This is a genomic window from Neorhodopirellula pilleata, from assembly GCF_007859915.1.
GTDB classification, from domain to species: Bacteria; Planctomycetota; Planctomycetia; order Pirellulales; family Pirellulaceae; genus Rhodopirellula; species Rhodopirellula pilleata.
The window spans coordinates 550,806-576,384 of sequence record NZ_SJPM01000001.1 but is presented as its reverse complement, the minus strand read 5'-3'; the positions used below and the strand labels follow the sequence as shown (position 1 = coordinate 576,384).

Genomic DNA, 25,579 nt, shown 5'->3' with positions numbered 1-25,579 from the left:
GTCAGCCTCCCAAACATCAAAACCGCTGCTCGGCAATCTCGTCTCAACGATCCCGAAGGGATCCAAGCAATTAGCCACAGGTCGCGCAGCGCACCTGTGGATTGGGAAGAAATGAATGTACGTCGACCCCGAACGGGGGCGCAGCATCCGGAGTGAATGTGCTGCGTCCCCGTTCGGGGCCAAAGGAGATGTGGCGTTCTGTTGTCCGGTGGTACTCGCTTCGCTCGACCACCGGCTAATAACGCTTAACGCGTAAGGGGAGCGGAACAAATTGCTCAAGCCCGGGAAGGTGTTTCGCAAAGGTCAAACTCCGGATTCGGATTTCAACCGTCCGTCAATCCCGAATCCCGCGTCTGATCCCAGCGCGAGCCTCCGCCGTGAGGGTCAGACGTCCTATCGAGTTCGTTGCAGTCACGGCGAAACACCGATGGCGGTGCACGGTCGACTGACGGGCGCTCAGGCAATGCACTTCATGCCGTGGCTGCGTCTGGTGCTGGCGTACTTAGTCGGTGAACTTGCCGTCGCGCCTCGCAACCGACCCGCCGGCATGCCGTCGCACTTTTGCTCGCAAGCCGCCTTGGATGCTCACGCCGGCGCGCCCCGTCCAGCCACCGCCACGGTATCCACGAAACCGCGTCCACCACCATGATTCAACACACGCACCCAACGAATCCCCCTCACTCGCATTCAGAATCACGAACTGCGTTGGGATCGCCGCACGCGCCGGCTCAAGCAAAGCGTCACCAAATCACCGAAATCACGTTCCAACGTGTCTTCCACGCCGCCGCCTGCCAACTTCTCAAAGACTTCGGCAAAGCAAAAGTGACCGCTTTCTATCAGTCACACTGAGCACGCTGTGTCACCCAGGAAAGTTTCCAGCCGTGCCACCGCTCAGTCATGACCACCCTGAATAGACTGGTTCCTATTCTTCTTTTGATTGGACGTTGCAATCGTTCTCCGCTGAAAACCGAAAACCTAGCTGGACCCCGGTGCGAGCCCGACTTCAACGTGATCACTAGAGAAAAAGGCTTCTACGACCACGCCAGATCTAAATCTCAACTCAAGAACTCTTTTCTCTCGGTCGAAAATTGAAGTGTTCACGCGATCTCCATGTCCGATGTCCAAATTACGAAGGCCTCGCTGAAATTCGTTGGTCAGATTCTGTGCCATCTGCAAGTCAGCTGAAAGTATCTTCACTTGGTAGCTCGCCTTACGCGAACTACTGATGTCTTGAATTAGAACCAGCAGCCCGCCCTCGGGATCATAGTGCCAATCAGCGGGCACGCTGTCCTCGTGAAAGACACATATTATCTCATCATTTGGATCGACAGCGATACCAGGACCACTGTGCACAAAAACGACATCGCCGTTCGGATGCTCTAGCTCAATATTTTCCCCGACTGCGGACCGATTGCTTTCGCTTGCACTCGCCTTTCCGACGATAAAGATCAGTCGGTCAGTAGGTTTGAAAAGGTAGCTCTCATAACGTCCCAAAGCGAATGTCTGCGTTTTCAGATCGTTGAATCTCTTCGGACGACGTGGTATCAGTTCATCTGCCGTCGTGACGCAGCATGAAGAAACAACCAAGTGCATCAAGCAGATCGGGATTAGAAGTGCACGCATGCTATCGACCACAATTGCGAATAAAGTTAGCGCCCAATTCATTGGCGTCGGGGCGTCCGAGAGAATCCGTGTCGTTATCATCGGTGTGCCCGCCAACGATGTGATGGGCTAGCTCGTGCACGATCGTCCTCGCTAAATCCCTTCGTTTTCTTGGGTCGCTGCACCAAACGCGGATGTCATTGCTTGCAGGCGGTAGTGAACCGGTGCTTCCTGGGCTAGACACACAAAGTTCAATTTGACTATTGGCTATACTCGAGTCTGGACAAGCGGTGCAATCTCTTTGCCAATCAGCACAAGAATTTCTCGGGTTTCTGCCATCGTCCTTTTTATCCACGCATTCCCCGCGAGAAACAGCACGATACCGACCATCACCGCACGAACCTGCGCTGGAGCAGGTGATGGGCATCTTGTCGATCATGTCCAGCATTGCTTGATCAACCTGACTCCTGCATTTCACTTCTTTGGGTTTTGGGCGTGATGGAGTAAAGCAGGAACGTCCGGAACTTACGGCCAATGTCAGCATCCGTTTGATCGCACGCTTAATGTCATTTATGCAAGCCTTATGACCGTCACTACAGCCATCGCCGTCGGTAATTGAAACGGTGGGACGGGTGGCTTGGTTCCCAGTACCATCAAGCAAACTTGCGGGGTTTGACAAAACGAAAAGGTACAGACTCCAACTATCCCCAAACCCAATCGGGTCTCTGGAGCAGAACCGACCGGCATCGGCGTCGTACATCCGGGCGCGGTAGTGGTAGAGACCCAAGTCCTCGTCGTACTCACGGCCGGTGTAGGTGTAGCGGTTCCCTTCGGCTGATGCCGTCAGCGGCGACAAACTTGCGTCAAGAACGGTCATCCCGCCGTAGGCGTCGTAAGCGTAGCGTTCGACGATCGATCCGCCGCCGTTGGTCAGCGCCGTGATGCTGTACTGTTGGTTGCGTTGGTATTGACGTTTGGTGTTTTGGAAGGTGTTTCGGGTTGGAGGGTGGCACGCCGTTGGGAGCCTCCCGCGCCGGCGTACGCGAGGGCGATGGGAAGAAGGACAACGGCGGGAGGATGACTTGCAGAGCATCCCGCTATTGTAGTGAGTTCGCCGCCCGGGTGTGCTAGGCGTTGTCTTCTGGTTGGCCAGTGTCCGGCGTTGACTCGCTTCGGCGGGGTCAGGTTTGGGTTTCGGTTTTCAGGCCCAGGGCGCATTCGATATTGTTGATCGAATCCCTGTAGCTCTTTGACTCGGCCATCCACTTCGTCGCTCAGCGGATCAAGGTAGACGATCTCGCCGGATACGCCAAACCGAATCGTGCTGGAAGATCGCGATGACTTCGTCGCGTCAGTGCGGTAACTCAGTGACTCGCGAAAACCGAAAACCCAACCTGACCCCGGCGCGAGCCTCCCTCAGGCTCCCCGTAGATTGGATCGCTTATTAAGTCATCCGTTTACTGGCAGGAAGATTCCGAAGTGAGTCCTCACCCCACCGTCAGCCTCTCAAACATCAAAACCGCTGCTCGGCAATCTTGTCTCAACCATCCCGAAGGGATCCAGGCGATTAGCCACAGGTCGCGCAGCGCACCTGTGGATTGCGAAGAAATGAATGAACGTCGACCCCGAACGGGGTCGCAGCATCCGGAGTGAATGTGCTGCGACCCCGTTCGGGGTCAAAGGAGATGTGGCGTTCTGTTGTCCGGTGGTACTCGCTTCGCTCGACCACCGGCTAATAGCTAACAACGCCTTCAGCGTAAGGGTAGAGGAACAAGTTGCTCAAGCCCGGGAAAGTTGCTTCGCAAGGGGCAAACGCGGGATTTGGGTTTCAACCGTCTGTCAATCCCGAATCCCGCGTCTGACTCCGGCGCGAGCCTCCTCGCGACCTGGATCACATTGCAGCCGACTTTTCTGGTGAGCGTGAGGGTCAGACGTCTTATCGGGTTCGTTGCAGTCACTGCGAAACACCGATGGTGGTGCACGGTCGACTGACGGGCGCTCAGGCAATGCACTTCATGCCGTGGCTGCGTCTGGTGTTGGCGTACTTAGTCGGTGAACTTGCCGTCGCGCCTCGCAACCGCCCCGCCGGCATGCCGTCGCACTTCTGCTCGCAAGCCGCCTTGGATGCTCACGCAGGCACACCCCGTCCAGCCACTGCCACGGTATCCACGAAACCGCGTCCACCACCATGATTCAACGCACGCACCCAACGAATCCACCTCACTCGCTTTCAGAATCACCAACTGCGTTGGGATCGCCGCACGCGCCGGCTCAAGCAAAGCGTCACCGCATCATCGAAATCACGCTCCGACGTGTCTACCACGCCGCCGCGGGCAAACTTCTCAAAGACTTCGGCAAAGCAAAAGTGACCGCTTTCTATTAGTCACACTGAGCACGCTGCGTCACCCAGGCAAACCAGGAAAGTTTCCAGTCGTGCCACCGCTCCGTCATGACCCGCCAGAATAGGCTGGTTCCTATTCTTCTCTTGATTGGACACCTTACTCTTCTCACAGAAAGGAATTCCAAAACGTTTTTGGAATCTGCTATTGACCAAAGTTAAGACCGTCGCTGACCCGTTTGATTTCTCCCGCTTCAACTAACGCCCGCGCGAGTAATTCGTAAGTTCGCCCTCTAAATCATAACTCAAGATACGATGTGATCCAGGCCTCCGAGGGACACGGTGTGCGTACACCTCATATCCATCAGCCAAAACATCGACTTCCGGGTCTATTTCGAAACTCGTCCAGTTTTCGCGTTCCATGACAATGGATTCAGATTTGCGAAGCAACTCAGGCACACTCACGTTCTTCGTTCTCAGGTGGGAAGCGTAAATCCAATACCCGATAAGCAGGAAAATTAGGGCCATTGCTACACAAACCCGAACCTGAGTCAAAAAGTAATCACGGCTCATTGTTCGCTTTGCCTGAATAGACCATTAGGGTTTAAGGGAGTCGCGGCAGTGACGATCTCTACGCTTCTTAAGAATTTCTAAAACTTGCCGGACCTGATTTGCACAATTCAGCCTACCACGGCATTTCACTATTTTGCCTTTCATACACTTCTCTTCGGCTTTGTAAGCCTCGCATTCGCCTTTGTCCGCATCGACGCCTGCGCTGAAATCAGGCCTCTCTAAAGACGGAACCTTTGCCTTGCAATCATCAATGTGTCCGTGGTGAGTGTCTTCATGCTTCTTGACACATTCATCAATGATCTTGATCGCAGTTGGTTCAGTCGGGCGATCTGGGTGACCAATCAAATAGCCGGTGCTAATCCAAACGCACGACACTTTACGACCATCGCAGCACACCACACCTCCCGCATCGCCATCTGACATACCCGCTGCCTTTGCCTCATCGCAGCATTCTTGCTCCGGTCGCGGCTCTACGCGGGGGAGCTTGGGGACACGACACTTTGCCAGTCTATCCGCATGTAGCTCAACAAAGCTACATCCCTGATTCAACAAAAGTCGCCTGCACCGAAGCCTCGACGGCTTTGGTTTTGCCGGGTCTGGCGGCGGTTGCGATGAGAAAAGCGCATGCCTCATCCACGATCGGCCTGTTGGGCCGATGAGCTGAAGCAAATAAGAAGCTGATCCCGGACCTTAGTCCGTGACCGCGAATAGCTCGCGTGCCCGCCGACGCAAATGATAACGTCGATGAGTGCCGTGACTCCGCATGGAGTCGACACTGTCGGGACTACCGGCAACGGTGCAAAACAGCTTGCCGAAGTCGCTGACCAACTCACACCAAGACGCTGGATCCAAACCGAGTCGCTGGAGAAGGGGCGGGACATTTGCGGGTGTCTTGCCACGTTTGCCTGGGGCCGCCTGACGGGCCGTCCAGTCCAACAGCTCTAAGTAGTCCGCCAGCGACATCGCTAAGAATCCCTTGTCGCTGCAACGCTCCGGCGTGGCACTGCCACACGGGCCGATCGGATCAAGCAGCTCGTCGATCGAAACAGGCGAGAGAAACGAATCGCGACGATGCCGCAATTTCGCGATCGGTTCGGATCGCTCGCTCATGGCTTCGTCGGGTGGCGTTTCGTGACGTGTCGCTTCGTCGGGTGGCGTTTCGCGAACTTCTTCATGCTCGGCTTGGATTCGCCGCTGAGCCGAGGTGAAATCGCTGTCTTCGATCCGCTCGCACATCGCCGCCCGAATCGGATTGAGATCCACATAAGCCGCACAAGCCAACACAGACGCCTCATCGGTGAGCCGAGTCGCCTTGTATCGATCTTGGAAAAAGCGGCCGTGTTCTTCGTCCTCACGGTTGGCTCGCATTGCCACACGCTGGCACAGCAACCGCATCCACCAACTCAGATCACTCAAACGACGGCGAATCTCTTCACGCTTCACCGGACAACCGGCGATGGCGTTGATTTCCGGCTGCGTCGGTTCCATCGGCGACCCGTCCGCCTTGCGATGGTTGGGGCACAGCATCATCCAACGACGGGCGACTTCTTCATCGCTCCAAGTCGCAACGACGTCCGGTCGAGACCTAAGAATCAAATGAAAATGATTTGCTAGCAAACTATAGCAAAGCAGATCGATACCGAAATACGCGGCGAATTGCTGCAAATATTCCTCGATCCAGCGTTTGCGATGGTCGAAGTTCTTCCCAGAGACAGGATCATCGCCCATGAGAAAACACCGTCTAACGGTACGGCTAAACACGTGTCCGACCGCGACTTCGCCCGGATCAAAAACTTCCGCTCGACTCATCCGTGCCATCACGCACCTCAATAGTTACCAACTCAGCAAACTCGACCCGGTCATGGTTACCGCTACAGGGTGCCAAGTCAATAGCCTCTGCGGTGCTATGTCCCCATGGTCTTCCCCCGAAACACCATGATGGATTCTGTCTCTTTGATACGAAATATACCGATTACGACGTGATGGACGCCACGCCATTCAAACGCGACATCATCAAGGAACTCGCGGACGAGTGCAAAAAGCAGGACATGCACTTTGGTGTTTACTATTCGCAGTTCAAGGACTGGTACCACCGGAGTCGGGGGAGGAACAAACCAGGGACGATGACGAACGACGAGTATCTTGAATTTGTTGAGAACCAACTCGATGAGCTGCTGACGAACTATGGCGAGATGGCCGTCCTGTGGTTTGATGTCGGTGGCAATGATGTGATCGAAGCGGACCGGCAAGGCGCGCGGGTGCGTGAGCTTCAGCCGAACACCGTGATCTGCAGCCGACTCTACAGTCGCCGGGTGCCGACGGACAAGCAGAAGTATGCCGACTTCGAATCGCTGCCCGACCGGACCATTGCCCCTCGGCGTATGGAAGGCGATGTTGAAACCTGTATGACGATGCGGCTTAACTGGGGCTACGACCGAAACGACGCCAACTGGAAGAGCACCAAGGATGTTATCGAACGTCTGGTGCTGAGCGCGGCACGGGGAGTGAACTTCCTGCTTAACGTAGGACCGATGCCAGAGGGTACACTCTGTCCAGAGGAAATCGAGCGTTTGGCGGAAATCGGCCAGTGGATGAAGCTCAACGGCGAGTCGATCTACGGCACAGACTACTCCCCGGTCGATTTCGATTTTCCTTGGGGAGCCATGACCCAAAAGGACCGGACGGTCTATCTTCACGTCATGAAATGGAACCCAGAGGGCGTTGTCTTTAACGGGATCGTTGGCAAGCCCGCCAAAGCCTACTTATTGGCCGACCCGGATCACAAGACTCTGCCGGTTAAGTATGATCCCGCCTTATTCACCAAGCGCGCCTTTAGGGTAGAAACCATCGCGTGAAACGCTACGTTTATCGGTTCACTACAACCAACTCAAACGCAAAGCAGGATCACGCGATGGGTGAAGTACAACGTAACCTAGGTTACGTTGTACTTCACCCATCGCGTGATCCTGCTTTGCGTTTGAGTTGGTTGTAGTGAACCGATAAACGTAGCGTTTCACGCGATGGTTTCTACCCTAAAGGCGCGCTTGGTGAATAAGGCGGGCTAAAGAGCACCGAGCCGGAATCGAACCCGCATCACCCCGCTCGCGACGGAGGAGTCTTGCCGTTAGACCATCAGTGCTTGTTTCAAAATGTCTCAAGTGGGATCGGTGAGAATCGAACTCACATCGCTCGGATTAAGAGTCCGATGCATTACCTTGTCTGCCACAATCCCATGTGTTGTCGTCGTTGTTTCGTTTCAATCGGCGTGGCGGGAATTGAACCCGCGACCGTCGCCTTATAAGGACGCCGCTCTCACCCCTGAGCTACACGCCGATGCGTAGCCAATGGGGCCGAAGGGAGTTGAACCCTCACCTACACGACGACCAACGCTTGAAGCGTCGGTGCCCGAAGTCCGTCATGCTGCCAGTTACACCACAGCCCCGCTGTTCAGTCGCGGCTATGCGTTTCAAAAATGTCTGCATGATTCGTTTACCTGATCCTTGTGACCTGAAACCTGTTACCTACTTCAAGTGGTAGCCCCGAGGATCGAACTCAGCGCGACCCGCGTATCAGGCGGATTTGGGCGACCAGCCCTCGACTACCATGTTGTCGTTTCAAAAAGTCGGACACCTCGGAGTCGAACCGAGACCCTCCTGCTCCCAAAGCAGGCGTGCTTCCATCTGCACCTGTATCCGATGTTGTGTTGCTTCGATCGCCGCAGCGGTTGCTGTCGGCGCATATCTTCCTTGTCAGTGGGCCGGGAGGCGCTCGAATCCTCGTCTGCGGTTCTTCAGACCGCCGCTAGACCGTCTCAGCTACCAGCCCAAATTGGGTTCGTTGTTGGGGTTGCCCGTTCGATGCGGACGCGAAAAAAGGCTCAGGTGCCTGCGTGACACCGAGCCTTCATGAAGAAGTCGTTCGCTAATGAAAGCGAGTGTCACATCAGACGCGGATACGCCGGGGCATTATCTGTATTCAACGGTTGCCCGCCGAAGAGACTGCCTTCGTGTATCTGTTCGAGTCGACTGGATTGAATATTCGTTAACATCAGAAAGCTCGTTACTCGCTTGTCTGTGAATGTGACTTGTAGTTCAGGTAGATAGACGCTTTCGCGTCACGATGGTTCACGTAAAATCTCGCTTTTACAAAAATGGAGATGCGCGAGACCGTGATTCTATTTCACCAAACGCCGAGAAACCCAAAAGATACTCGCCACGATGAATTCAATCGACAAGTTTTTCGCTGCGAAAACCTACGCTGTCGCCGGCGCATCCAATCGCCAACATAAGTACGGCAACAAAGTCTTCCGCGCCCTGCTTGCCGCCGGCCGCGAGACCTACCCGCTCAATCCGGCTCAAGACGAAATCGAAGGCCACCAAGCCTACCCGTCGATCGGCGACCTACCGCTCGTCCCCGAAGCCCTCTCGATCATCACACCGCCCGAGGTCACTCGCAAAGTCGTCGCCGACGCAATCGCAGCCGGAGTGAAACACATCTGGATGCAGCCTGGAGCCGAAGACAATCAGGCCAGCGAATCCGCACGCGAAGCCGGCATCACCGTCATCGACGACGGAAGTTGCATCCTCGTGTTGTTGGCTCGTGTCTAGTCAGGATCCGCGTACCTTTCAGTCGGATGCGCTCAACTACTCGCCGATGCAATACAGGTGAGTGTTCGAGCGCATGAACAGGCAATCATCGCTGATGGCCGGCGTTCCACCGAAACCGCTGGTATCGAATGTCATGTCACCTGACCCGATGACCTTGAATTCAGGCTTGGCTTCGATCACATGCACCATTCCGGAGTTTGTGGCGACATAGATTCTGCCTCCTGCAGCGACCGGCGAAGCAAAATCATCGCCGCCACCACCACCCCGGCCGCCTCGCCCTCCGGAATCAAAACCACCCGCATCACGAATACCTCGATCTCGTCCGACGCCGCCGCGCTGGTCGCCTCGGTCTCCATCGCCTCGGGCTCCATCGCCTCGGGCTCCATCGCCTCGGTCCTGATCGCCGGGTCCCTCTGGTTGCCTGTCGGCTCCTGAAAATCCGGCATTCGTACTGGGCAACCGATCTTGGAAGACACGTTCGCCGGTCTTCGCGTCAACGCACTCGACCACCGAACCACTTGCCGAGAACAGGTGTCCGTCAACAAGAACTGGTGTTGCGTATCGGGTACGCATGCGGCCTTCCCATCGCGTGTTTTTTTCGGACACATCGCCTTTGCCATCGACGCGGATGGCATAGCTCTCTTCGCCGGTTGCGTAAACGATGCCGTCGTCGACGATCAAGCTGACCTGAGCGTTCCGCGAGTTCACGCCGTTGGCGAACCAGCTCAATTTGCCGGTGGCGTTGTCGAGTCCCCAGACTTCACCGATCACCGACAGAGCAATCTCGCTTTGGTCACCATTGGTCACCAGAACCGGTGTCGTCCAGCATTCGCCCAAACCATCCGCTTCGGCACGGTGCAATTCTTTGCCAGTCTTTTTGTCGAGCCAAACGATCGACAACGATTCGTCCGCCGCGTTGACGATGACATGCTCGTCGGTCACGATCGGACTAGCGGCCGATCCAAAACCTTTGAAGCTCGGTTCTTGACCAACACTTTGGTTCCAGATTTCGTTACCTTCAAGATCGTAAGCATAAACGCCGGACTTCCCGAAGAAAGCAAAGACGCGCGTTCCATCGCTGGCGGGTGTGTTGCTGGCGTAACCGTGTGTGGGTATCCCCGGGCCTTGCCACGGATCTTCGGGCATCTTGGCCGCGATGGTCTTCTTCCAAAGCTGTTTACCGGACACTCGGTCGACGCAGATGAGATGTCGTTTAAGATCTTCAATGTCACCGGCTTCATAACCATAGCCGGAATAACACGTCACAAAGACCTTATCGCCGACGACGATCGGACTTGATGTGCCCTGGCCGGGTAGCTCGATTTTCCACTTAATGTTTTCACCCTCACTGAATTCGGTCGGCGCACTCGTCGTCGCAATGCCCGAGCCATTCGGACCACGGAATCGCGTCCAGTCGGCACGCGAAACCGCGGGAATGCATGTCGCTATTGCGAGAGCGACGATCATGGTCCGGCCGCCTGACGAGTTGACTCCGTTCCAACGATTCACAATACGGAAGCGGCCGATCAGCAAAGCGAATTGATCGGCACGGAAGACATCACCGAAATATATTTGCGTCAATGCAACGGTGGTGTCCCTGACTGATTGAAAGAAATTCATAATAAACATTGAGTGTTTGGAGTCATGGATCTTGGGAAAAACTTCATTTCGGCTTTGGGGAGTCTCTGGCGAGGTCCACCACGATCAAGACAGATCGCCTACGATCAATTTGATTCGAGAATGGGGAATCGTTTCGGAGTGCTTCCGTCCGGAGGTGAATCGACCTTCACCCGAAACAGGACGGTGTTGTCCAGTTCAAGGTCGTCCGCCCAAATGAACTTGGCACCTTCAAAGTCGTGCTGATAGAAAGGTCGTTTTGGCCCAACGGTTTGTTCATCGAACTCTTTGGCCGACTGCCAATCGCTGTCGTCGAAGTCGACCGCCGTCCAGTTCACCGGCATCTCTTCACGCCTGACTTTTGGATTGCGAGTGTCTCGGTCGATGGGACCGTGGAAAATGGATTTTGCTTTCCAGTGGGTTCCCGAGACTGTTCCATCGGCCATCTTCAGGATGAATCCGCCGTCACCGATTTGGGTGTTGTTGTATTCCATCGCAGTGATAGGATCGGCGTTGTCCTTGGCGATGACCGCGATCGTCATGGGATAGCTTGGAAAGACGTCGACCGAGATCACGTTGTGGGGCATGAAGCGGATCGAGTCGACGGCGATCAGTTCACCGTTGATGTACAACGAGAACCAGTTGTCCGCGTAGACGTTCAGTTTCTGCGTGTCTTCGATTTCGGGTTTTGCACCGCCACCGCCGCGTGGTGGAGGCGGCCGGCGGTCACCACGTTGTTGTGCGATCGCGAGCGTCGTCACTGACGCAAGTGCGGCGATCGCTACACCGAACAAAAGGATGCCAGCTTTGCGTCGGAAGGTGATTCTCATTGTTTACTCCAGCGGATTGAAAATGTTGATAGTAGATCTTGCCAAAGATCCATAAGCTCAGGGATCTTTAGCAAGATCCACTACGGCAGCGCGTGCAACCTGCGACCTATCTTTCGTACAACACATCGAACGTCGACTCGCCGAGCAGGCTGTTTTTCATCGCGTTCTGCAAGCTCGCTCGGGTCGCCTGACGCGGAGAAACATTCAGCTTGCTTGAGAGTGCGTAGACGGTGATGTGATACTTTTTCAGTCCTGGACCCTTGGAACACATCGGATCGTAATTGCCGCTTCCTCGATCGTTCAAACCAACAGTGCCGACGTCTTTGGAGCCTTGCTTCAGCGACGAGACGTTCACGGGAATGTTGTAGACAAGCCAGTAAGACTTTTCCTGATCTGGAGCCGTGTGCCAGATGCTCACCGCGAATGTCTTGGTCCCCTTGGGAGCACTTTTCCAAGTGACCTCTGGTGACTCCGCGGCACCGTCGCAAGTGCAGTCGACTGACAGAAAATTTTTGTCATTGACCGAAGCACTGCTGACCTCGAAACCAGGGACCGTCGTTCGCGACATGTCGGAAAGATCGACCGGCGGATCGACTCGACCCATGTCACCTCCGTCGGGACCACGAGGTGGTGGAGGACCAGATCCCGGTGGAGGACCAGGGCGTCCGTCGCGGGGTGGCGGCGGTGGTCCACTTTGACCGTCGCGGGGCGGTGGAGGTCGACGCGAATCACCATCGCGTGGCGGTGGCGGGCCAGGGCGTCCACCGGAATTCGCGGAGTACTTCTCGGTCGTCTCGCGACCTTCAGTGTCAACAAACGTGAACGTTGCTGAACCATCTTTCGCTAGCGTGTAGGCAACTGATCCCTTTTTGCCACGAACGTCGTACACGAGGCGATAGGTGCCCGGCTTCGGCTGCGTGAAGTCCGTGATTTTCGCATCGCGGAGCGGTTGCAAGTCCGGGCGAATCGGTTCAGCTCGCGGTTGCGGATCGACCTGGCCACCACGCTCGGTCACTTCGCCATAGAAACCGCCATTGAGATAGGGATAGGTCTTTGTGGCGTGATAGTGATACTGTCCGCCGGCGTCTTTGTGACCATTGAGCGAATCGAGCGGCGCGAAATTGCTCGCCTTCTCGTCTTGGTATCCGAAGATCGGATAGCCGTCTAAGGCGTACGCAATCGGCTGGTCTTTCCCGACTGATTTTTCGAGATGAGTGGGGGCGATGTGATAGTGGTAGTCGTCGGCACGGCCACAGTGGCCACCGTACTCGTCCAGTTCGCCGAACAGCAACGCGTCGTCGCCTCGGTTGTTCAGCGGATTGAAAATGGGAACACCGTTGACTGCCAGTGCGATCGCTCCACGCAGAAAGTCGTTCTTCGTCGTCATGGGCTCTTTGGCTGGAACCGGATTAAGAGGGATTCGCCATGCGTTGTCACCAAAGTACTTCTGGGGGATCGGGACCTGTTGTTGCCATGAGCGAATCCCGATCATCATCGGGTGGTCAGGAATTCCGTTGGAACCGACATAGAAAAAGTCGTCGTCCCACCGAAGCTTCAACGTGCTGACGAACGGCTGAAAGTGCTTGCGGATCAATGGTGCTGGCGTCACTTTTTGGCCTGCTGCTGTTTTGCCATTGGCTTGAGTGTTTTGGATCACCAAGCGTAGTTGACGTTGTTGATTCAGTCGTTTGATCGTCTCAAGTCGTTGCGTGACCCACTTTTGGTCAGCCGCCGCCAAGCGTTCGATTTTCAAGCTAACCAGCTGGTCGTCGTCACAACGAATTTGAATCTGGTCGCCGGTCGCTGCAACGAAGCTGCCGTGCAAATGGGCACCTTCGTCCCCGATGGTCCAGGTTCTCGATCCGGTGGCATTTGCGGAATCACCATGGTAGTGGCCTTCGTGTGCCAAGATCGTGCTTGAGCAGAACAGCATCGCTGGTGTCGCGATTGCCAGAACCAGAAATTGCCTGGTGATCATTTTCGGAGTCCTCCGTGTTTTTAGGGAAAGAGGTCCAACGGACGTCGTCGAGACTTTCGACGCTCGCCAGTTCGGATCAAAATTCGTGACGAATTCTGCTAGATGAAGAATGCGTTTTGGTTTCATTGCCATCACTCAAACTCCACGACACGTTCGGGACCGTGGTGGTGTGAATGGTCAAAGTAGTTTTCGGGAAATGCCTGTTCTTCAACTGCGGTCATCTTCAATGAAATCTGCTGAGGACCGTATGACATCTGATCGAATCGCAACTCACTGATTTGGCCGCTTGCGTCGTCGTAGACGATCTCAATTCGCTCGGCACCGCGAAAACCGGGCTTCTTGCGAGCAATCATCCGCCGAATGGTCCCACCATCGTTTTTTGCAGACGATTCAGTGTCCGATACCGAGGCCAATTCCAAGTCGTAGGCGGTCCGCAACGCTTCCAATCCGTCACTCAGATTATTGATTGGCAATCCGTCTTCATGCCCTGGAAGATCGCGGGCGAACTCCGCCAAATCGTCGCTGTATCGAACTGGCCCATCAGGTCGAATTGCCCAACTTGTCGTCTCGTTTCTGCCCGTGATGAACCACTCGCCCGTCGCGGTCTTTCGCCCCAGAACGAACTGATCCGGTCCACGCACATCAAGGACTGCGCCTTCAAGCGAAGGCTTGGGAGGGCGGCCACGTTCGGGCGAACGACGATCTTGATGTTTTGGCGGGACGACTGCATCCAAAACTGAAATCACAAACGTGCGATCGACGGACATTTTGCTTGCCTCAATGATTCGATTCAATTCAGTCATCGCGGCCGACGCCGAAGGCGCATCGACGGCTTGCCACAGCAGCGAAACGGCCAGCAGTACCGCACAGGCGGTCGACGCAAGAGCAAACGGCCAGCGTCGGCGTGTCATTGACTGCGACTGGCTGGGAAGCACGACTTTCGCAACCTCGTCAGCGACGGCCAATTCGCTACGCAGTCGATCATGCAGCATCGCGCGGGACGCGAATTGCCTCGCATTCTTTGGGTCCGACTTTATCCACTCGTTCAATTGAGCCAGCTGCTCACTCGAAAGTGAATCGTCGAAGTAGCGGTCAATCAAGTCTTCGTAATTAACGCTCACTGGATGTCTGCCTCGAATGATTTTTGGTGGATGCATTCTCTCAATTGATCTCGGATCCGCTGCAGCGCTTTTGCCACCGAGTTCGGTGTCATGTCTAACTGAGATGCGATCGCAGCCGGTTTTCGGTCGTCACGATATCGCAAATCAATCAGCGTTCTTGCTCGACCGTCCAGCCGACCGATGCAGTCCGCGAGGAAATCAAATGCCGCTGACCGTGCTTGGGCTTCTTCGTCGAAAGCGAGCGCAAGACAAGCGACCGCGTCGTCGTCAAAAACCAGCGGATCGCGGCCTCGGCGTCGCAGGTACAACCCGACTTGTCGTTTGGCGATTCCGATCGCCCAAGGGACAAACGGCGAATTCGCGTCGTAGGATTCGTAAGATTCGATCACGGCGATGGCCACGTTTTGAAGCACATCGTCGCGATCACGGAAGTCACGCACCGCCGAAGCAACAAATGCCGAGACCGCTGGCTGGGCCAACGTCCATTGTCGAGTCGCTTGTCGGGTCGTTTCGTCCAAAATAGCTCCACGGAGAAAGTGCCTACATGGTTACTTATCCGCACACCCCGTTTCATGACAAGCTTTTTTCGCTTTTCCAGAAAGTTTCGCGTTTGATGACTTTCCCGCTCGTGCATCCGGGAGATTGGGGCGAAGACTGGTCCACCTATCCCGGCATCCTTGACGATTGGCCGCCAACTTACGAGTGTGAAGAAGAATAGTCGTCCGCAACAACTGAAATCACGCCACGGCTGCATTGGACAATCCAATGCAGCCGCTTTTCGTATTCCTCTATCGCGTCGCTGCGTCAACTTGCCCTGCATTCCTGTCAACTTTCTTTATGCAGCCTGCATTCTATACAACGACCCCCAGCTCGACGTTGCTCATATGAATGTAACACTTGCGACTCCCGGTACAGTGCGGGCAATGGCCACGAGTAGTGCGCGGTCGTCGGCGTTTTCAGTCGAACCGGATAGCTAAACCTTTCGGTCACCAACGTCGACGACCGAAATAGTTGGGTACCCGTAACGCCGGAGTGACCTCGCAACCTATTGCGAAAGCAAGTCGTCTTCGTTTCGGCTTTCTGACCGTGTCATGCGTACCGAACCTGTGGCGATTGACTTGCGACAAACATTGCCTCTCGCCTGTACAACTCGCTGTCTTTGAGATGCACGAGGTACCTCGCTAGTCGATCGCGTGAAACGAATTTACCGGTCGGTCGATGACGATCGACGCTGATGGTGCCAAAGCTTGCGACAGTCTTGATCGTCGGGCATCGAACTAGCGTCCAGTCCATGCTTGATCGAGCGAGCAGATCGGCTTCCTTTTGCAAATCATGATAACGCCCGCGATGAGTCAACGGCCAAAGGTATCGAGATCCAAAACCGTGAGAGATGAAACGAGCGTCACCGGGCGAGCGAACGCTTTGGTGAGTCACGCAGAGATAGCGACCCGAACGAGCGTTCTTCATCGACGCCAAAGCGTTTCGAGTGATTGACTCGCTGCTGGGGTGTTGTGGATCCGAATGCGGGTGACTGACGTTGCAAAGGTTGATCACACAGGTGCTGCCTCGGACGACCGTTTGGATATGACGAGCGTCAAACGTTTTGCTGGCCAAGACTCGAAGGTCTTTGTCGGGCGAACTGCCGAGTTCTCCCTGAGTCAACGCTTGAACTTCGTAGCCACAACGCAGTGAAATTGCGACAATCTGCTCGCCGAGCGGGCAATCAGCCCCCAGGATGCCGATGACCTCACGGTCGACCAAGTCGAAATTGCCGCGTGACTGGCCGCGAAAAAGCTGTGCGCCGGTTGGCTGACCGACGTTGGATTCATTGAAAGCAACCATGGTTCCGACTCGTTTGATGAGGATGAGATTTGCCGCCTCCAACTTCTAAGGACGAGTTTTGTTGTGGGATGTCACGACTCATTGCGAGAACTGCGAACTGAAGTGTGACAGCGGCGCGAGCGAAACGTCCTTCAACTACGGGGGAATATCGTGATTCCCTTCACACTTCTCTTCTTTTCGCACAGGGACACCTTCCATGTCATCGAACATCAAACGAATCTCAATGCTTGCGGCTTTCGCAGCCCTAACGCTGGTTGCGGCCGAAGATGCTCAGGCCCAATGCTCACGCGGTGGACGCGGAGGTGGCAGCCCCGGCGATACGTCTCTGGCGACTGGATCGTTCACCCCACTGAACTCGTTTGCGAGTTCTTCAAACAATTTTGCGTCGCAACGGCAACTTGCGTATCAACAGCAATCGTTGGCCCAGCAGCGTCAGTTGATCGCGATGCGGCAACAGCAGATGCAGCAAGCGGCCGTCGCCCGCTATGAGCAACAGCAGAGCATTCAAGCGATGCGTTTGGCTCGTGCGGAAGCCAAACGCGTGAAACGAGCGGACCGGATCGCGGCTTTGAAGGCGAAGCGTGCGGCTGAACTCGAAGGCGAGCTTAGCGGCAACGAAAGCGGCGTGATGTTGGCGTCCACGGTTCGTGAAACCTACCCGTTTGAGTAACGGAAGCCGTTTAGTTTGACGTAGTGGACGAGGCAACGAGTCCCGAACGGAAGGACTCGTTGCCTCGTCCACTACGACACGCCGCCCCAAAACATTCCTGCAAGCGAAACCAAAACTATGAAATTCCGTTCCAAGAAACGTCGCCGACTCTCTTTTCAGCCCCTCGAAGCTCGACGCGTTCTTGCGGCCAGTTTTGGTTGGGATGGTCCTGGATTGGGCAGCGCTGAGCTGACCTACACCATCAACGGATCGCCTAGCTCCCTGTCACAAGCTGAAACCAATGCCGCCATTGAGACGGCATTTGAAGCTTGGTCCAGTGCTGCGGACATCACTTTCACGCCGACCGATCAAACCGGGCTGCGCGATTCCATCGACATTTCCTTCGTCAACATTGACGGACGCGCCGGCACACTCGCTCAGGCGTATTTCCCTGACGACATCAATCCGGCTCGGATCGCCGGCGACATTCAGTTTGACGTGTCGGAGGCGTGGGAAGTCGGCAACTCGCTCGGCAACCGTGCCTTCGATCTCGTTTGGGTCGCCGTTCACGAAATCGGCCACTCATTGGGACTCGACCACCACGAAGGCATCGGCAGCGTGCTGGCTCCGTTCGTTTCAGCGAATCAATCGTTCGACACTCTCAGCGACTTCGATGCCGCGATCGTCCAAGAGCTGTACGCAGCAGCTGATGCATCGCTAACGTCCGATGTCGACGATACGCCCATAGTGGACGACCCAGTCGACGAAACCCCAACAGACCAGGGAACCGACACCAGTGACGACGATAACGATGCCAACGATCCCGGCGATACGGATGATGATCCGTTTACTCGTAGTCGCTGGCGACGCGGCGGACGCTGGCACCGCTTTGGTGGACGGCTGTACGCGGAGTTGGTTGACTACAACTACGTCAATACAACGGATGTCAATGGTGACAACCACACGTCGGCATTGGATGCTTTGATGGTGATTAACCAGCTCAACCAGTCGTCCCCGAGCCAGTTGACGAATCTGTCGGAAGTTGAAACCGTCGGCCTGAGTGACGTTAACGGCGATGGTTCAATCACGGCATTGGATGCGTTGACGGTTATCAATTCTCTCAATCGTGGCAACGCAAGGACACTCGCCTCGGTTACGACAGTGGATGATGTTGATGCCACCGATGAGTCATCTACTGACGAAGACGCCGAAACCATTGAGGAACTGGACGACGAATCGGTTGATGCCGTTGACGATTCGGAAACTCCGGCTGATGAGGTCGATGATGCCGGGGACACCACCGACCCAATTGATGACGGCGGTGTCATTGACGATTCGGATGACACCGACTTGGAAGACCCTATGACCGACGATCCGGTCGAAGAAATGGATGACGAAGATGAGGTCGAGGAGAGCGACGATGAGCAAGACTCACATGAGCACCGACATCGTCACGGTGGGATTCTCAACGCTGGACTTTTCGCCGGCGATGCAGAAGCCTTCGTCAGTCGATTTGACACCAACGAAGACGCTGCAATTTCCGAAGACGAGGTATCCGAACGGCTGTGGTCAAAGCTGACTGACTTGGAAGGTGATTCGGATGCGGATGGACTTGTAACCATCGCCGAACTGGATACCCTGATCGCCTCGGCGAGGCAAGCAGCGTTCGACGCCAAGGACTCTGATGGTGATGGACTGTTGATGGAAGACGAGGTAGGCGAGCGTCGTTGGTCAAAGATTTCAGGGGCCGACGCGAATGAGGACGGTGGGATATCATTGGATGAACTCGATACGTTGATCGAAGAAGAGGGACTCGGGCGAAGCAATTTCCAACGCCGCTCGCATCGCCACGCTCACCGAGCATCTGATGCCGTCTTTGCCTCCATTGGCCGGGGCCGATTCCGTTTTTCTTCGTAGAGAACGAGGTCACGAGTCCGTCAAGAACTCCAATGGACGAGGTCACGAGTCCATCCAGGATCATTTTCTTCCTCCAGCTAAGCCACGGAGAATGATACAACGCCGATTCGCAGCGATTGCAGCTTTCACGTTGGCGGCCATTTGTCTCGTCAACTTGCCGAACGCATTCGCACAATCCGGCTCGATCGAGCTTTCCGAGCTGCCTCAACCACCCTCCGAAATAACAGAACTGCTGAAACAGGCGGACGTTCGATTTTGCTACGGCCCGCAGGAAAAACCATCGTCGATGACGATGCCAAACGGGCGTCGCCTGGGTGCGCTGACCGTTTACAAAATGAGCTATGACTTTCACACCCAAAGTCGAGTGCAGCGGCGAGGCAATCGTCAGCACATGGTGACAACGATCCGTTTGGGTCGCCGCGGACTCACCTGTGACCACATCGTTTGGTTCCGCGAGCGTCCCCACACTGAGACGTTCTGGACGAATTGGCTGGTGTTGCATGAACTCGATCATGTACGAATTTCGAGTGACCCACGACATGAAAAGCTGTTCAAGAAGCTGCTGTCCGAGAAGGCACCGTTTCAGCAATCGGCGAAGGAGCACGTCCAGGACGCATTCAAAAAAGTGACCTCCTTGGTCGACATCCGCTACCAAGAACTGGATCGTCTGACTGACCATGGCATGTTGGATTTGCCGAAGGGCACAACGCTCGATGCGATTCTCAATCCGCCACCATGAGTCTTAGCATTGGAAGGTAGTGGACGACGCCCGCGAGCGTTCAATTTGCAAACGGTTTTCGTCCCTACTTATTAGGGATTGCTGCGCCGCTTTTCCGCTTCACTATTCGAGTATTGCCGAGGAACATTCTCATGGGTGACAATTATCGGGACGCATTGGCTGGGTTCCTGGTCTTGGCGTTGATTAGTGCCCCTCAGGCGATTGCCCAGGATGCGAATGCTGGTCGTGAGTTGTTTGAGCGAGAGTGGGAATTCGTGGAGCGGGCACCGACGTTCACGGAATTTGATTCAATGCGTGGGATGCCACCCCAGAGCACTCGAGGACACGGTCGAGTTAGGGGGCGCGGTCCACGTCCGCAACCCCGCGACGACAACCGGGAGCTGACGTCCATGCTCCCAGCCGATGGACTTGGGCCGCTGCACAACGCAGTCTCTTGTGCAGCGTGTCACCCTGGCGGCGGCGCTTCGGGAGTAACTCACAATGTGACCCAGATTACGGTTGACCCACGCTCACCATTCGTTGCTCAGCCGACTGACCGTGGCGGCCACGGACCTGCCGCAAACTCAGTCATGGATTTCTTTCCGGGACTGGTGTCCGGCAATGCGCTGTCGTTGAACACCATCGTTCATGACCTCTCGACACGGCCCGGCTATGAGTTCATCCGTCAACGATTGTCCGTCGGCGTGCCTAACGGTTTGTCGCCAGAGTGGTTCAACTCGGAAGAGCGGACCGTTGATGCAATCGCGAATCAACCGGTGGTTGCTGGGCGACATGGAACGCTCGACTACTACCTCAGTCAACGCAACTCACCGCCGCTGCATGGCATGGGCGATATCGAGAGGATTTCCATGAATCGTTTGAAAGCAGTTTCGCTTGCCCAGGCACGGTCGTCCGGTGGTACCATCTCTGGCCGAGTGGCCGGGAAGTATGGTTGGCGGGGCCAAGTCAGTACCTTGTCCGACTTTGTTGCAGGGGCTTGTGCGTCAGAGTTGGGGTTGAACGTGGCCAACACCGCTCGACAAGCCAATGATCCGGCAGACCCCCGTTACGTCAGCTTGGCCCCTGATATTTCGATGGAGCAAGTCGCGGATCTAACGAGCTACGTCGCTGACCTGCCTGCCCCCACCAAACAATTGCTAACCATGGAAGACCGCAAACGGGTTCGCCGAGGAGAACGCGTTTTCAGCACCGTTGGATGCGCCGCTTGTCACATCGCTGATCTGCCACCCGCAGGTGGCATTTATAGCGATTTGTTGTTGCACGACATGGGGCCTGAGCTGCAAGATCCATTTCCGGCTCCGGCGCACCAGTTAATTAACACGAGTTCAACTGCACCTGCGAGTCCTTACCAGAGTCGATATGGCCGTGGCGAGACGTCATCTTATCGCAGCCTGTCTCCGCCCTACCGTACCGAGTCTCCGTATGACCGTCTTGGGCCACCGCCCAATCGCAGACGTTCAACCCCAAGAGTTGTCAGCTCCTTAGTTCCAGCGGGGACGCCTCAGCCAATTGCCATGGACTACCCCGAGCAACCGCGGTTTCCGCGTGGCGAATTCAACCAAGCTGATCTGAATGGTCGACACCGATTTTCATGGGATGCACTTCAGCGGGAATGGAAAACGCCGCCGCTATGGGGTGTCGCGGATTCGGAACCCTATCTTCACGACGGACGCGCCAAATCTTTGACCGATGCGATCCAATGGCATGGCGGCGAAGCAGATGAATCCAAGCGAAACTATCTCAGGCTCAATGAAGACCAGAAAGAATTATTACTAATCTTTTTGGGAAGCCTGAAGGCACCGTTGGACTGATCGTCAATTGTACGACCAAGTCTCCGAAAACAAGTTGCCAGACGGGTCTATTACCGACCACCGATGACTTCACGCATGTGGTCGGTTACATCGGGATCGCGATACACTCGGTCGATCATTTCGGTGTAGGTTTCCGCAAATCGTTCATCGTTGGCGAGATCACCAAACACCTGTTTGACTTTCATGAATGATAAACGATCGTTGCTGGTTGCCTTCGCTGCCTCGTGCAGTTCGTCTTTCAAAGTGTCCGTCACTTCGAGAGGTTGGCCGTGACGGTCGGCGTGATTGTCGCTGTAATAACACCACGCCGCAATCACCAGAGCCGCGTAACGAATGCTGCCACCGTCGGCGAGGTTTTTGCGGATCGTGGGAATGAGGAAGACCGGTAGCTTGCTAGAGCTTTCCAAGCAAATTCTGGCGAGGTTATCCCGGATACTTGGGTTGCCAAATCGCTCAATCAACGTCGCTTTGTACGCGTCAAGGTCGATTCCTTCCACAGCATCCAACACGGGCGTTGCCTCGACGTCGAAGAACTTCCGGAGGTATTTGCTAAACAGATCGTCGCGGACGCATTCGTCGATCGTCTGGTAACCGAACACGCTGCCAAGAATTCCAAGCACGGAGTGACCAGCGTTGAGTAGTCTCAACTTCATCTCTTCGTAGGGCTTCACATCCTCGACAAACTGGGCATCATGATTTTGCCAGTTCGGGCGGCCCGCTGAAAAACTGTCTTCGATAACCCATTGGCGAAACGGCTCGCAGACGACCGGCCACCCGTCATCGACATTGAACTTGGTTCGCAGGAACTCGATGTCTGATTCGGTAGTCACCGGCGCGATGCGATCGACCATCGCGTTGGGAAAGCAAACTTCTTTGTCGATCCACTGGGCGAGCTCGGCATCCTGCAGCCGTGCAAAGGCGACCAGGATCTTATGGATCAAATCGCCGTTGTGTTGAACGTTGTCACACGATTGGACCGTGAACGCGGGTAGACCAGCTTCACGGCGTTTCTTCAGTGCCGCCGCTAAGTATCCAAACACAAGTCGAGGAGTTGACGGATGTTCGATGTCGTACTGGACGTCAGGATTCGAAATGTCGAACTCACCCGTTTCGGCGTCCACGTTGTAACCGCCTTCGGTGATCGTCAGCGAAACGATTTTGGTCTCAGGGGCGGCCATCCGGTCGATGACAGCCCCCGGATCGTCGACGCCCAACAGGAAGTCAACGATGGATCCGATCACCTTCGTTTCCACTTTACCATCGGGATGTTTGACGATTAGCGTGTATAGATAGTCTTGCTGTCCCAGGATCGTCGCCATCCGCCGATCGGCTTCACGCAGTCCAACGCCACAGATGCCCCACTGCGAAGCGTCTTCGGATTGGAGCAGCAAGTCGGTATAGAACGCTTCGTGCGCCCGATGGAAGCCACCAACACCCACATGAACGATGCCGGTGGTCAGTCGACTGCGGTCGTACGTCGGACGCGAGATCTCGCGGGGGAACTGCGAAAGATTGCTTTGATTCAGCTTGATTGGTTCGTTCATGTTTGGATTCGGTTAAGTTTTTTCGTGCGTTGCAATGCCCAGTACGAGGAACCGAAGTACACGATCGTGCAGACAAATCCCCAGGTGTAGAAAACGCCGACGTTGCGTTCGTAGGCGGCCATGTCGCCGCTGCCGAACATCACAATCAATGCTTGAATCAACGTCACCGCCAATGCGATCCAGCCGACAGTGTGCAGGATTTTTGAAAACACCGATTTGTCGTGGACAGGTTCACCTTGGGCGATGGCTTGTTCGGATTGGAATTCGCGGATCGCCACGTTCAACTTTTGCTCGGCGGATTCTTCGGCCGGGTAGCTTTCCGCCGCACCGGATCGACTTGCCAGGAACGTGTACAGGGCGATGGTGAATGCCCAGGTCGGAAGGAACAGGTAGAAGAACGACATCACTTGCAGATAATTCAGTCCAAACCCAAACACCAAGCCGATGGCCCATGATGCGATTGCCGCCTTGTTCGCGGTGGCGAGCTTGTCGGCGAACCCGACCTTGGTGGACGAAGATGCGAGTCCTTCGGCGGGAGACTTGTCACCTCGTCCGCTACGAAGCTCGCGGTACTTGGACCAATATCGAGTCAGCCCGATTCGTGGAAAGATGACGTGCTCGGCAAAGACGATTCCGCCGACGGGCACGACAATCAACCCCGCGTAGGTCAGCAGCGGTAAGATCTGTTTGTAAACAAACGGGAAGCACGCGATCGCGACCGTTGCGACACCGACGGCGAAGGTGACTTTCTTTCGTGAATGCCGATGGAAGATCGCTTGGGCGGCGAGGCCGGCGCGGTACAGGTTCGCGTTGGCGGTCGTCCATCCGGCAACGATGACGATGACGTAGCCCGACAATCCCAATGCTCGGTAAGCGACGTCGCCGGGATCGAGTTCAACGATCGTTGACTTGAGCAGGACGGCGGTGCCCGCACCCATGATGCCAGCAGCGATCCAGGCGATGTAGTGGCCAAACAACATGCCGGCACTGGTGCAAAGTCCGTACACCGTTTTCCGGGCGTAACGCAATAACGCCATGTCGATCAGACCGAAGTGAGTGATCGTGTTGGCTGCCCAAGCGAAACCGATTACTTCCAACAAACCAATGCCGGGGTCGCCCGCGCTATTGACACCCGTCCAGATGGATTGGTCACCGATCGCAATAAAGTCAGCGAATCCAGTGAGCTGAGTCTGTCCGATCACCGCATCGGCTAGAGCAGGAAAAAGCGCCAACGCACCGCTGATGAACATCACGATCAGCCACGGGCCGCACAGTCCCGAGAACTCGGCGACGGCATTGAACCCATACATCGCCACCAGAACCACAATCATGCCGACGCCAAGGACAACCAACACGAACAGGCTGCTGGTCGGATACCATTCCAATTGAGCGGGAATGTCAAACAGCAATCGAACCGCGGTGCAGGAGACCGTGATCATCGCAGCTGAGATCACCGTAAAGATCAGCACGTTGGCGGCGTTATACAGATCGCTCATCGAGTCGCCGGCGATCTTGTGCAGATAGGTGTAAAGACTTAGGCGTGTTTGCACCGCGATCGGCGTCGTAATCAGTGTCCAGCTTAAAATGGCAAGGACATTCCCGATCAACAAGCCGACGAGAATGTCCATCGTCGTTGCACCGAGGGCAACGAATGTCGCTCCAATGACAAATTCTGTCGCCGCGACATGCTCACCTGCGTACAGCCCCGCAAAGTGCGTCCACCCGTGCAGCTTGTGCTCCGGTATCGGCAATTGTTCAGGATCGATCTCGGCGATGTTCGGTGTGAAGCTTGTCGCCGTCATGGTGTATCTCCTTCCGAAGCCATCTTATCCGAAACGAGAGGGTCAGAGGCGTCGCTTTTGCCCGGCTTAGGCAGTTTCGTCGGTTTGCGAACGACTTGTTCCATGACAATACTGCCGATCAAGATGACAAGATTGACCACGATCAGTTCGGCGTAGCTGGTTTTCTTGTTCGACAACGCATTGATGACGGCGATGCCGATCAAGATGAATAGATACGTCATCTCCTTGGTGCGAATCGTGTCGGTGCGAAATCGCAGTACCCCAAAGATGGCGAACAGCCCGATCGCCATGCCGAGTTCAATTTCCAACTTTTTCAAGGTAAAGCAGATGAAGAATACCATCATATTCATCATCGCAGCGGTGAACGCAAAATCACTTTTGTCCTTCAGTCGTGGCATGATTGCCAGACGCAAGAGGAGCACCATGAAAGTCATGTTGAATATGAATCGCACCCCAAGCTTGAACAGGTCGTCGTCAAATAGGGGGACTTCGAGGAACTCCATGCTGAGGCTTCATTGATGCGTTAATGGTTGGATGAGATGACGCCAAGTTATGCTTTGGTGTAGTGGACGAGGCTGCGAACCCTTCGCATTGGAAAATCTTCACCGC

The 25,579-nt window shown here is 55.3% G+C and carries 21 protein-coding genes and 4 tRNA genes; 9 read left to right on the top strand and 16 right to left on the bottom strand.

Annotation, left to right across the window (positions count from 1 at the left end):
- The first annotated feature begins 289 nt into the window (after positions 1-289).
- Positions 290-649, top strand: coding sequence for a hypothetical protein (locus tag Pla100_RS01865; protein ID WP_146575972.1), 360 nt, complete (start codon positions 290-292; stop codon positions 647-649).
- A 326-nt stretch (positions 650-975) separates the two neighbouring features.
- Here the strand turns inward: Pla100_RS01865 and Pla100_RS01860 are convergent, their stop codons facing one another.
- Positions 976-1,593 (bottom strand): hypothetical protein, encoded by a 618-nt coding sequence (locus tag Pla100_RS01860; protein ID WP_146575971.1) that lies wholly within the window; start codon positions 1,591-1,593, stop codon positions 976-978.
- A gap of 31 nt (positions 1,594-1,624) precedes the next feature.
- On the bottom strand, positions 1,625-2,695 hold the full coding sequence (locus tag Pla100_RS32345) for an RHS repeat domain-containing protein (protein WP_146575970.1): 1,071 nt from the start codon (positions 2,693-2,695) through the stop codon (positions 1,625-1,627).
- 883 nt (positions 2,696-3,578) lie between these two features.
- Here Pla100_RS32345 and Pla100_RS31445 point away from each other — a divergent pair.
- Positions 3,579-3,794: a hypothetical protein gene (locus tag Pla100_RS31445; protein ID WP_146575968.1), complete on the top strand. Its 216-nt coding sequence runs from the start codon at positions 3,579-3,581 to the stop codon at positions 3,792-3,794.
- Positions 3,791-3,985 (top strand): hypothetical protein, encoded by a 195-nt coding sequence (locus tag Pla100_RS01840; protein ID WP_146575967.1) that lies wholly within the window; start codon positions 3,791-3,793, stop codon positions 3,983-3,985. Before Pla100_RS31445 ends, Pla100_RS01840 begins: the two co-directional genes overlap by 4 nt.
- Positions 3,986-5,203: 1,218 nt before the next feature.
- On the opposite strand, the gene Pla100_RS01830 is transcribed toward Pla100_RS01840, so the two are convergent.
- Entirely contained in the window at positions 5,204-6,331 is a 1,128-nt protein-coding gene (locus tag Pla100_RS01830) for a hypothetical protein (RefSeq protein WP_146575965.1), read from the bottom strand.
- Between Pla100_RS01830 and Pla100_RS01825 the strand changes: the two genes are divergently transcribed.
- Positions 6,325-7,368, top strand: coding sequence for an alpha-L-fucosidase (locus tag Pla100_RS01825; protein ID WP_146575964.1), 1,044 nt, complete (start codon positions 6,325-6,327; stop codon positions 7,366-7,368). The two genes, Pla100_RS01830 and Pla100_RS01825, sit on opposite strands and share 7 nt — an antisense overlap.
- 304 nt (positions 7,369-7,672) lie before the next feature.
- Here Pla100_RS01825 and Pla100_RS01820 read toward each other — a convergent pair.
- The 4 genes from Pla100_RS01820 to Pla100_RS01800 all read right to left on the bottom strand — a co-directional run bounded on the left by Pla100_RS01820 (position 7,673) and on the right by Pla100_RS01800 (position 8,338).
- Positions 7,673-7,745, bottom strand: a tRNA-Lys gene (locus tag Pla100_RS01820).
- A 28-nt stretch (positions 7,746-7,773) separates the two neighbouring features.
- A tRNA-Ile gene (locus Pla100_RS01815) sits at positions 7,774-7,846 on the bottom strand.
- Positions 7,847-8,135: 289 nt separating this feature from the next.
- Positions 8,136-8,208 (bottom strand) — tRNA-Pro (locus Pla100_RS01805).
- A gap of 58 nt (positions 8,209-8,266) precedes the next feature.
- A tRNA-Phe gene (locus tag Pla100_RS01800) sits at positions 8,267-8,338 on the bottom strand.
- A 392-nt stretch (positions 8,339-8,730) separates the two neighbouring features.
- Here Pla100_RS01800 and Pla100_RS01795 point away from each other — a divergent pair.
- Positions 8,731-9,120, top strand: coding sequence for a CoA-binding protein (locus Pla100_RS01795; protein ID WP_146575963.1), 390 nt, complete (start codon positions 8,731-8,733; stop codon positions 9,118-9,120).
- Between the two features lie 36 nt (positions 9,121-9,156).
- On the opposite strand, the gene Pla100_RS01790 is transcribed toward Pla100_RS01795, so the two are convergent.
- From Pla100_RS01790 to Pla100_RS01765, 6 genes are all read right to left on the bottom strand, one after another.
- A complete protein-coding gene (locus Pla100_RS01790; protein WP_231602560.1) occupies positions 9,157-10,749 on the bottom strand; it encodes an outer membrane protein assembly factor BamB family protein in 1,593 nt (530 codons plus the stop codon).
- A 95-nt stretch (positions 10,750-10,844) separates the two neighbouring features.
- Entirely contained in the window at positions 10,845-11,567 is a 723-nt protein-coding gene (locus Pla100_RS01785) for a hypothetical protein (RefSeq protein ID WP_146575962.1), read from the bottom strand.
- A gap of 106 nt (positions 11,568-11,673) precedes the next feature.
- The gene (locus Pla100_RS01780; RefSeq protein WP_231602559.1) at positions 11,674-13,545 is read right to left on the bottom strand and encodes a YHYH protein; all 1,872 of its coding nucleotides are present in this window, start codon (positions 13,543-13,545) and stop codon (positions 11,674-11,676) included.
- Positions 13,546-13,676: 131 nt separating this feature from the next.
- Positions 13,677-14,702 carry an anti-sigma factor gene (locus Pla100_RS01775; RefSeq protein WP_231602557.1) on the bottom strand — a complete coding sequence of 342 codons (1,026 nt, stop codon included), beginning with the start codon at positions 14,700-14,702 and terminating at the stop codon, positions 13,677-13,679.
- Positions 14,663-15,184, bottom strand: a complete 522-nt coding sequence (locus Pla100_RS01770; RefSeq protein ID WP_146575961.1) for a sigma-70 family RNA polymerase sigma factor — start codon at positions 15,182-15,184, stop codon at positions 14,663-14,665. The genes Pla100_RS01775 and Pla100_RS01770 overlap by 40 nt, the downstream gene beginning before the upstream one ends.
- A gap of 571 nt (positions 15,185-15,755) precedes the next feature.
- Positions 15,756-16,508, bottom strand: a complete 753-nt coding sequence (locus Pla100_RS01765) for an NAD(P)H-binding protein (protein WP_146575960.1) — start codon at positions 16,506-16,508, stop codon at positions 15,756-15,758.
- A gap of 196 nt (positions 16,509-16,704) precedes the next feature.
- Between Pla100_RS01765 and Pla100_RS01760 the strand changes: the two genes are divergently transcribed.
- From Pla100_RS01760 to Pla100_RS01745, 4 genes are all read left to right on the top strand, one after another.
- Positions 16,705-17,178, top strand: a complete 474-nt coding sequence (locus tag Pla100_RS01760; protein WP_146575959.1) for a hypothetical protein — start codon at positions 16,705-16,707, stop codon at positions 17,176-17,178.
- A 117-nt stretch (positions 17,179-17,295) separates the two neighbouring features.
- Positions 17,296-19,074 carry a matrixin family metalloprotease gene (locus Pla100_RS01755; RefSeq protein ID WP_146575958.1) on the top strand — a complete coding sequence of 593 codons (1,779 nt, stop codon included), beginning with the start codon at positions 17,296-17,298 and terminating at the stop codon, positions 19,072-19,074.
- Between the two features lie 91 nt (positions 19,075-19,165).
- The gene (locus Pla100_RS01750) at positions 19,166-19,813 is read left to right on the top strand and encodes a hypothetical protein (RefSeq protein ID WP_146575957.1); all 648 of its coding nucleotides are present in this window, start codon (positions 19,166-19,168) and stop codon (positions 19,811-19,813) included.
- Positions 19,814-20,382: 569 nt separating this feature from the next.
- On the top strand, positions 20,383-21,624 hold the full coding sequence (locus Pla100_RS01745) for a di-heme oxidoredictase family protein (RefSeq protein WP_231602555.1): 1,242 nt from the start codon (positions 20,383-20,385) through the stop codon (positions 21,622-21,624).
- 50 nt (positions 21,625-21,674) lie between these two features.
- Here the strand turns inward: Pla100_RS01745 and Pla100_RS01740 are convergent, their stop codons facing one another.
- Genes Pla100_RS01740 through Pla100_RS01730 form a run of 3 tightly spaced genes read right to left on the bottom strand, consistent with a single transcriptional unit; the run spans position 21,675 to position 25,473 of the window.
- A complete protein-coding gene (locus tag Pla100_RS01740; RefSeq protein ID WP_146575955.1) occupies positions 21,675-23,168 on the bottom strand; it encodes a mannitol dehydrogenase family protein in 1,494 nt (497 codons plus the stop codon).
- Positions 23,165-24,970, bottom strand: a complete 1,806-nt coding sequence (locus tag Pla100_RS01735; protein ID WP_146575954.1) for a purine-cytosine permease family protein — start codon at positions 24,968-24,970, stop codon at positions 23,165-23,167. The genes Pla100_RS01740 and Pla100_RS01735 overlap by 4 nt, the downstream gene beginning before the upstream one ends.
- Positions 24,967-25,473 (bottom strand): DUF4956 domain-containing protein, encoded by a 507-nt coding sequence (locus Pla100_RS01730; protein WP_146575953.1) that lies wholly within the window; start codon positions 25,471-25,473, stop codon positions 24,967-24,969. The genes Pla100_RS01735 and Pla100_RS01730 overlap by 4 nt, the downstream gene beginning before the upstream one ends.
- Positions 25,474-25,579: the final 106 nt, after the last annotated feature.

Coding starts and splice junctions, on each gene's coding strand:
- Pla100_RS01860 (WP_146575971.1), bottom strand. CDS start 1,593: ATGCACTTGGTTGTTTCTTCATGCTGCGTCACGACGGCAGATGAACTG.
- Pla100_RS01785 (WP_146575962.1), bottom strand. CDS start 11,567: ATGAGAATCACCTTCCGACGCAAAGCTGGCATCCTTTTGTTCGGTGTA.
- Pla100_RS01780 (WP_231602559.1), bottom strand. CDS start 13,545: ATGATCACCAGGCAATTTCTGGTTCTGGCAATCGCGACACCAGCGATG.
- Pla100_RS01745 (WP_231602555.1), top strand. CDS start 20,383: ATGGATTTCTTTCCGGGACTGGTGTCCGGCAATGCGCTGTCGTTGAAC.
- Pla100_RS01760 (WP_146575959.1), top strand. CDS start 16,705: ATGTCATCGAACATCAAACGAATCTCAATGCTTGCGGCTTTCGCAGCC.
- Pla100_RS01740 (WP_146575955.1), bottom strand. CDS start 23,168: ATGAACGAACCAATCAAGCTGAATCAAAGCAATCTTTCGCAGTTCCCC.
- Pla100_RS01755 (WP_146575958.1), top strand. CDS start 17,296: ATGAAATTCCGTTCCAAGAAACGTCGCCGACTCTCTTTTCAGCCCCTC.
- Pla100_RS01730 (WP_146575953.1), bottom strand. CDS start 25,473: ATGGAGTTCCTCGAAGTCCCCCTATTTGACGACGACCTGTTCAAGCTT.
- Pla100_RS01765 (WP_146575960.1), bottom strand. CDS start 16,508: ATGGTTGCTTTCAATGAATCCAACGTCGGTCAGCCAACCGGCGCACAG.
- Pla100_RS01830 (WP_146575965.1), bottom strand. CDS start 6,331: ATGGCACGGATGAGTCGAGCGGAAGTTTTTGATCCGGGCGAAGTCGCG.
- Pla100_RS01775 (WP_231602557.1), bottom strand. CDS start 14,702: ATGCATCCACCAAAAATCATTCGAGGCAGACATCCAGTGAGCGTTAAT.
- Pla100_RS01790 (WP_231602560.1), bottom strand. CDS start 10,749: ATGTTTATTATGAATTTCTTTCAATCAGTCAGGGACACCACCGTTGCA.
- Pla100_RS32345 (WP_146575970.1), bottom strand. CDS start 2,695: ATGCTCTGCAAGTCATCCTCCCGCCGTTGTCCTTCTTCCCATCGCCCT.
- Pla100_RS01750 (WP_146575957.1), top strand. CDS start 19,166: ATGATACAACGCCGATTCGCAGCGATTGCAGCTTTCACGTTGGCGGCC.
- Pla100_RS01735 (WP_146575954.1), bottom strand. CDS start 24,970: ATGACGGCGACAAGCTTCACACCGAACATCGCCGAGATCGATCCTGAA.
- Pla100_RS01795 (WP_146575963.1), top strand. CDS start 8,731: ATGAATTCAATCGACAAGTTTTTCGCTGCGAAAACCTACGCTGTCGCC.
- Pla100_RS01840 (WP_146575967.1), top strand. CDS start 3,791: ATGATTCAACGCACGCACCCAACGAATCCACCTCACTCGCTTTCAGAA.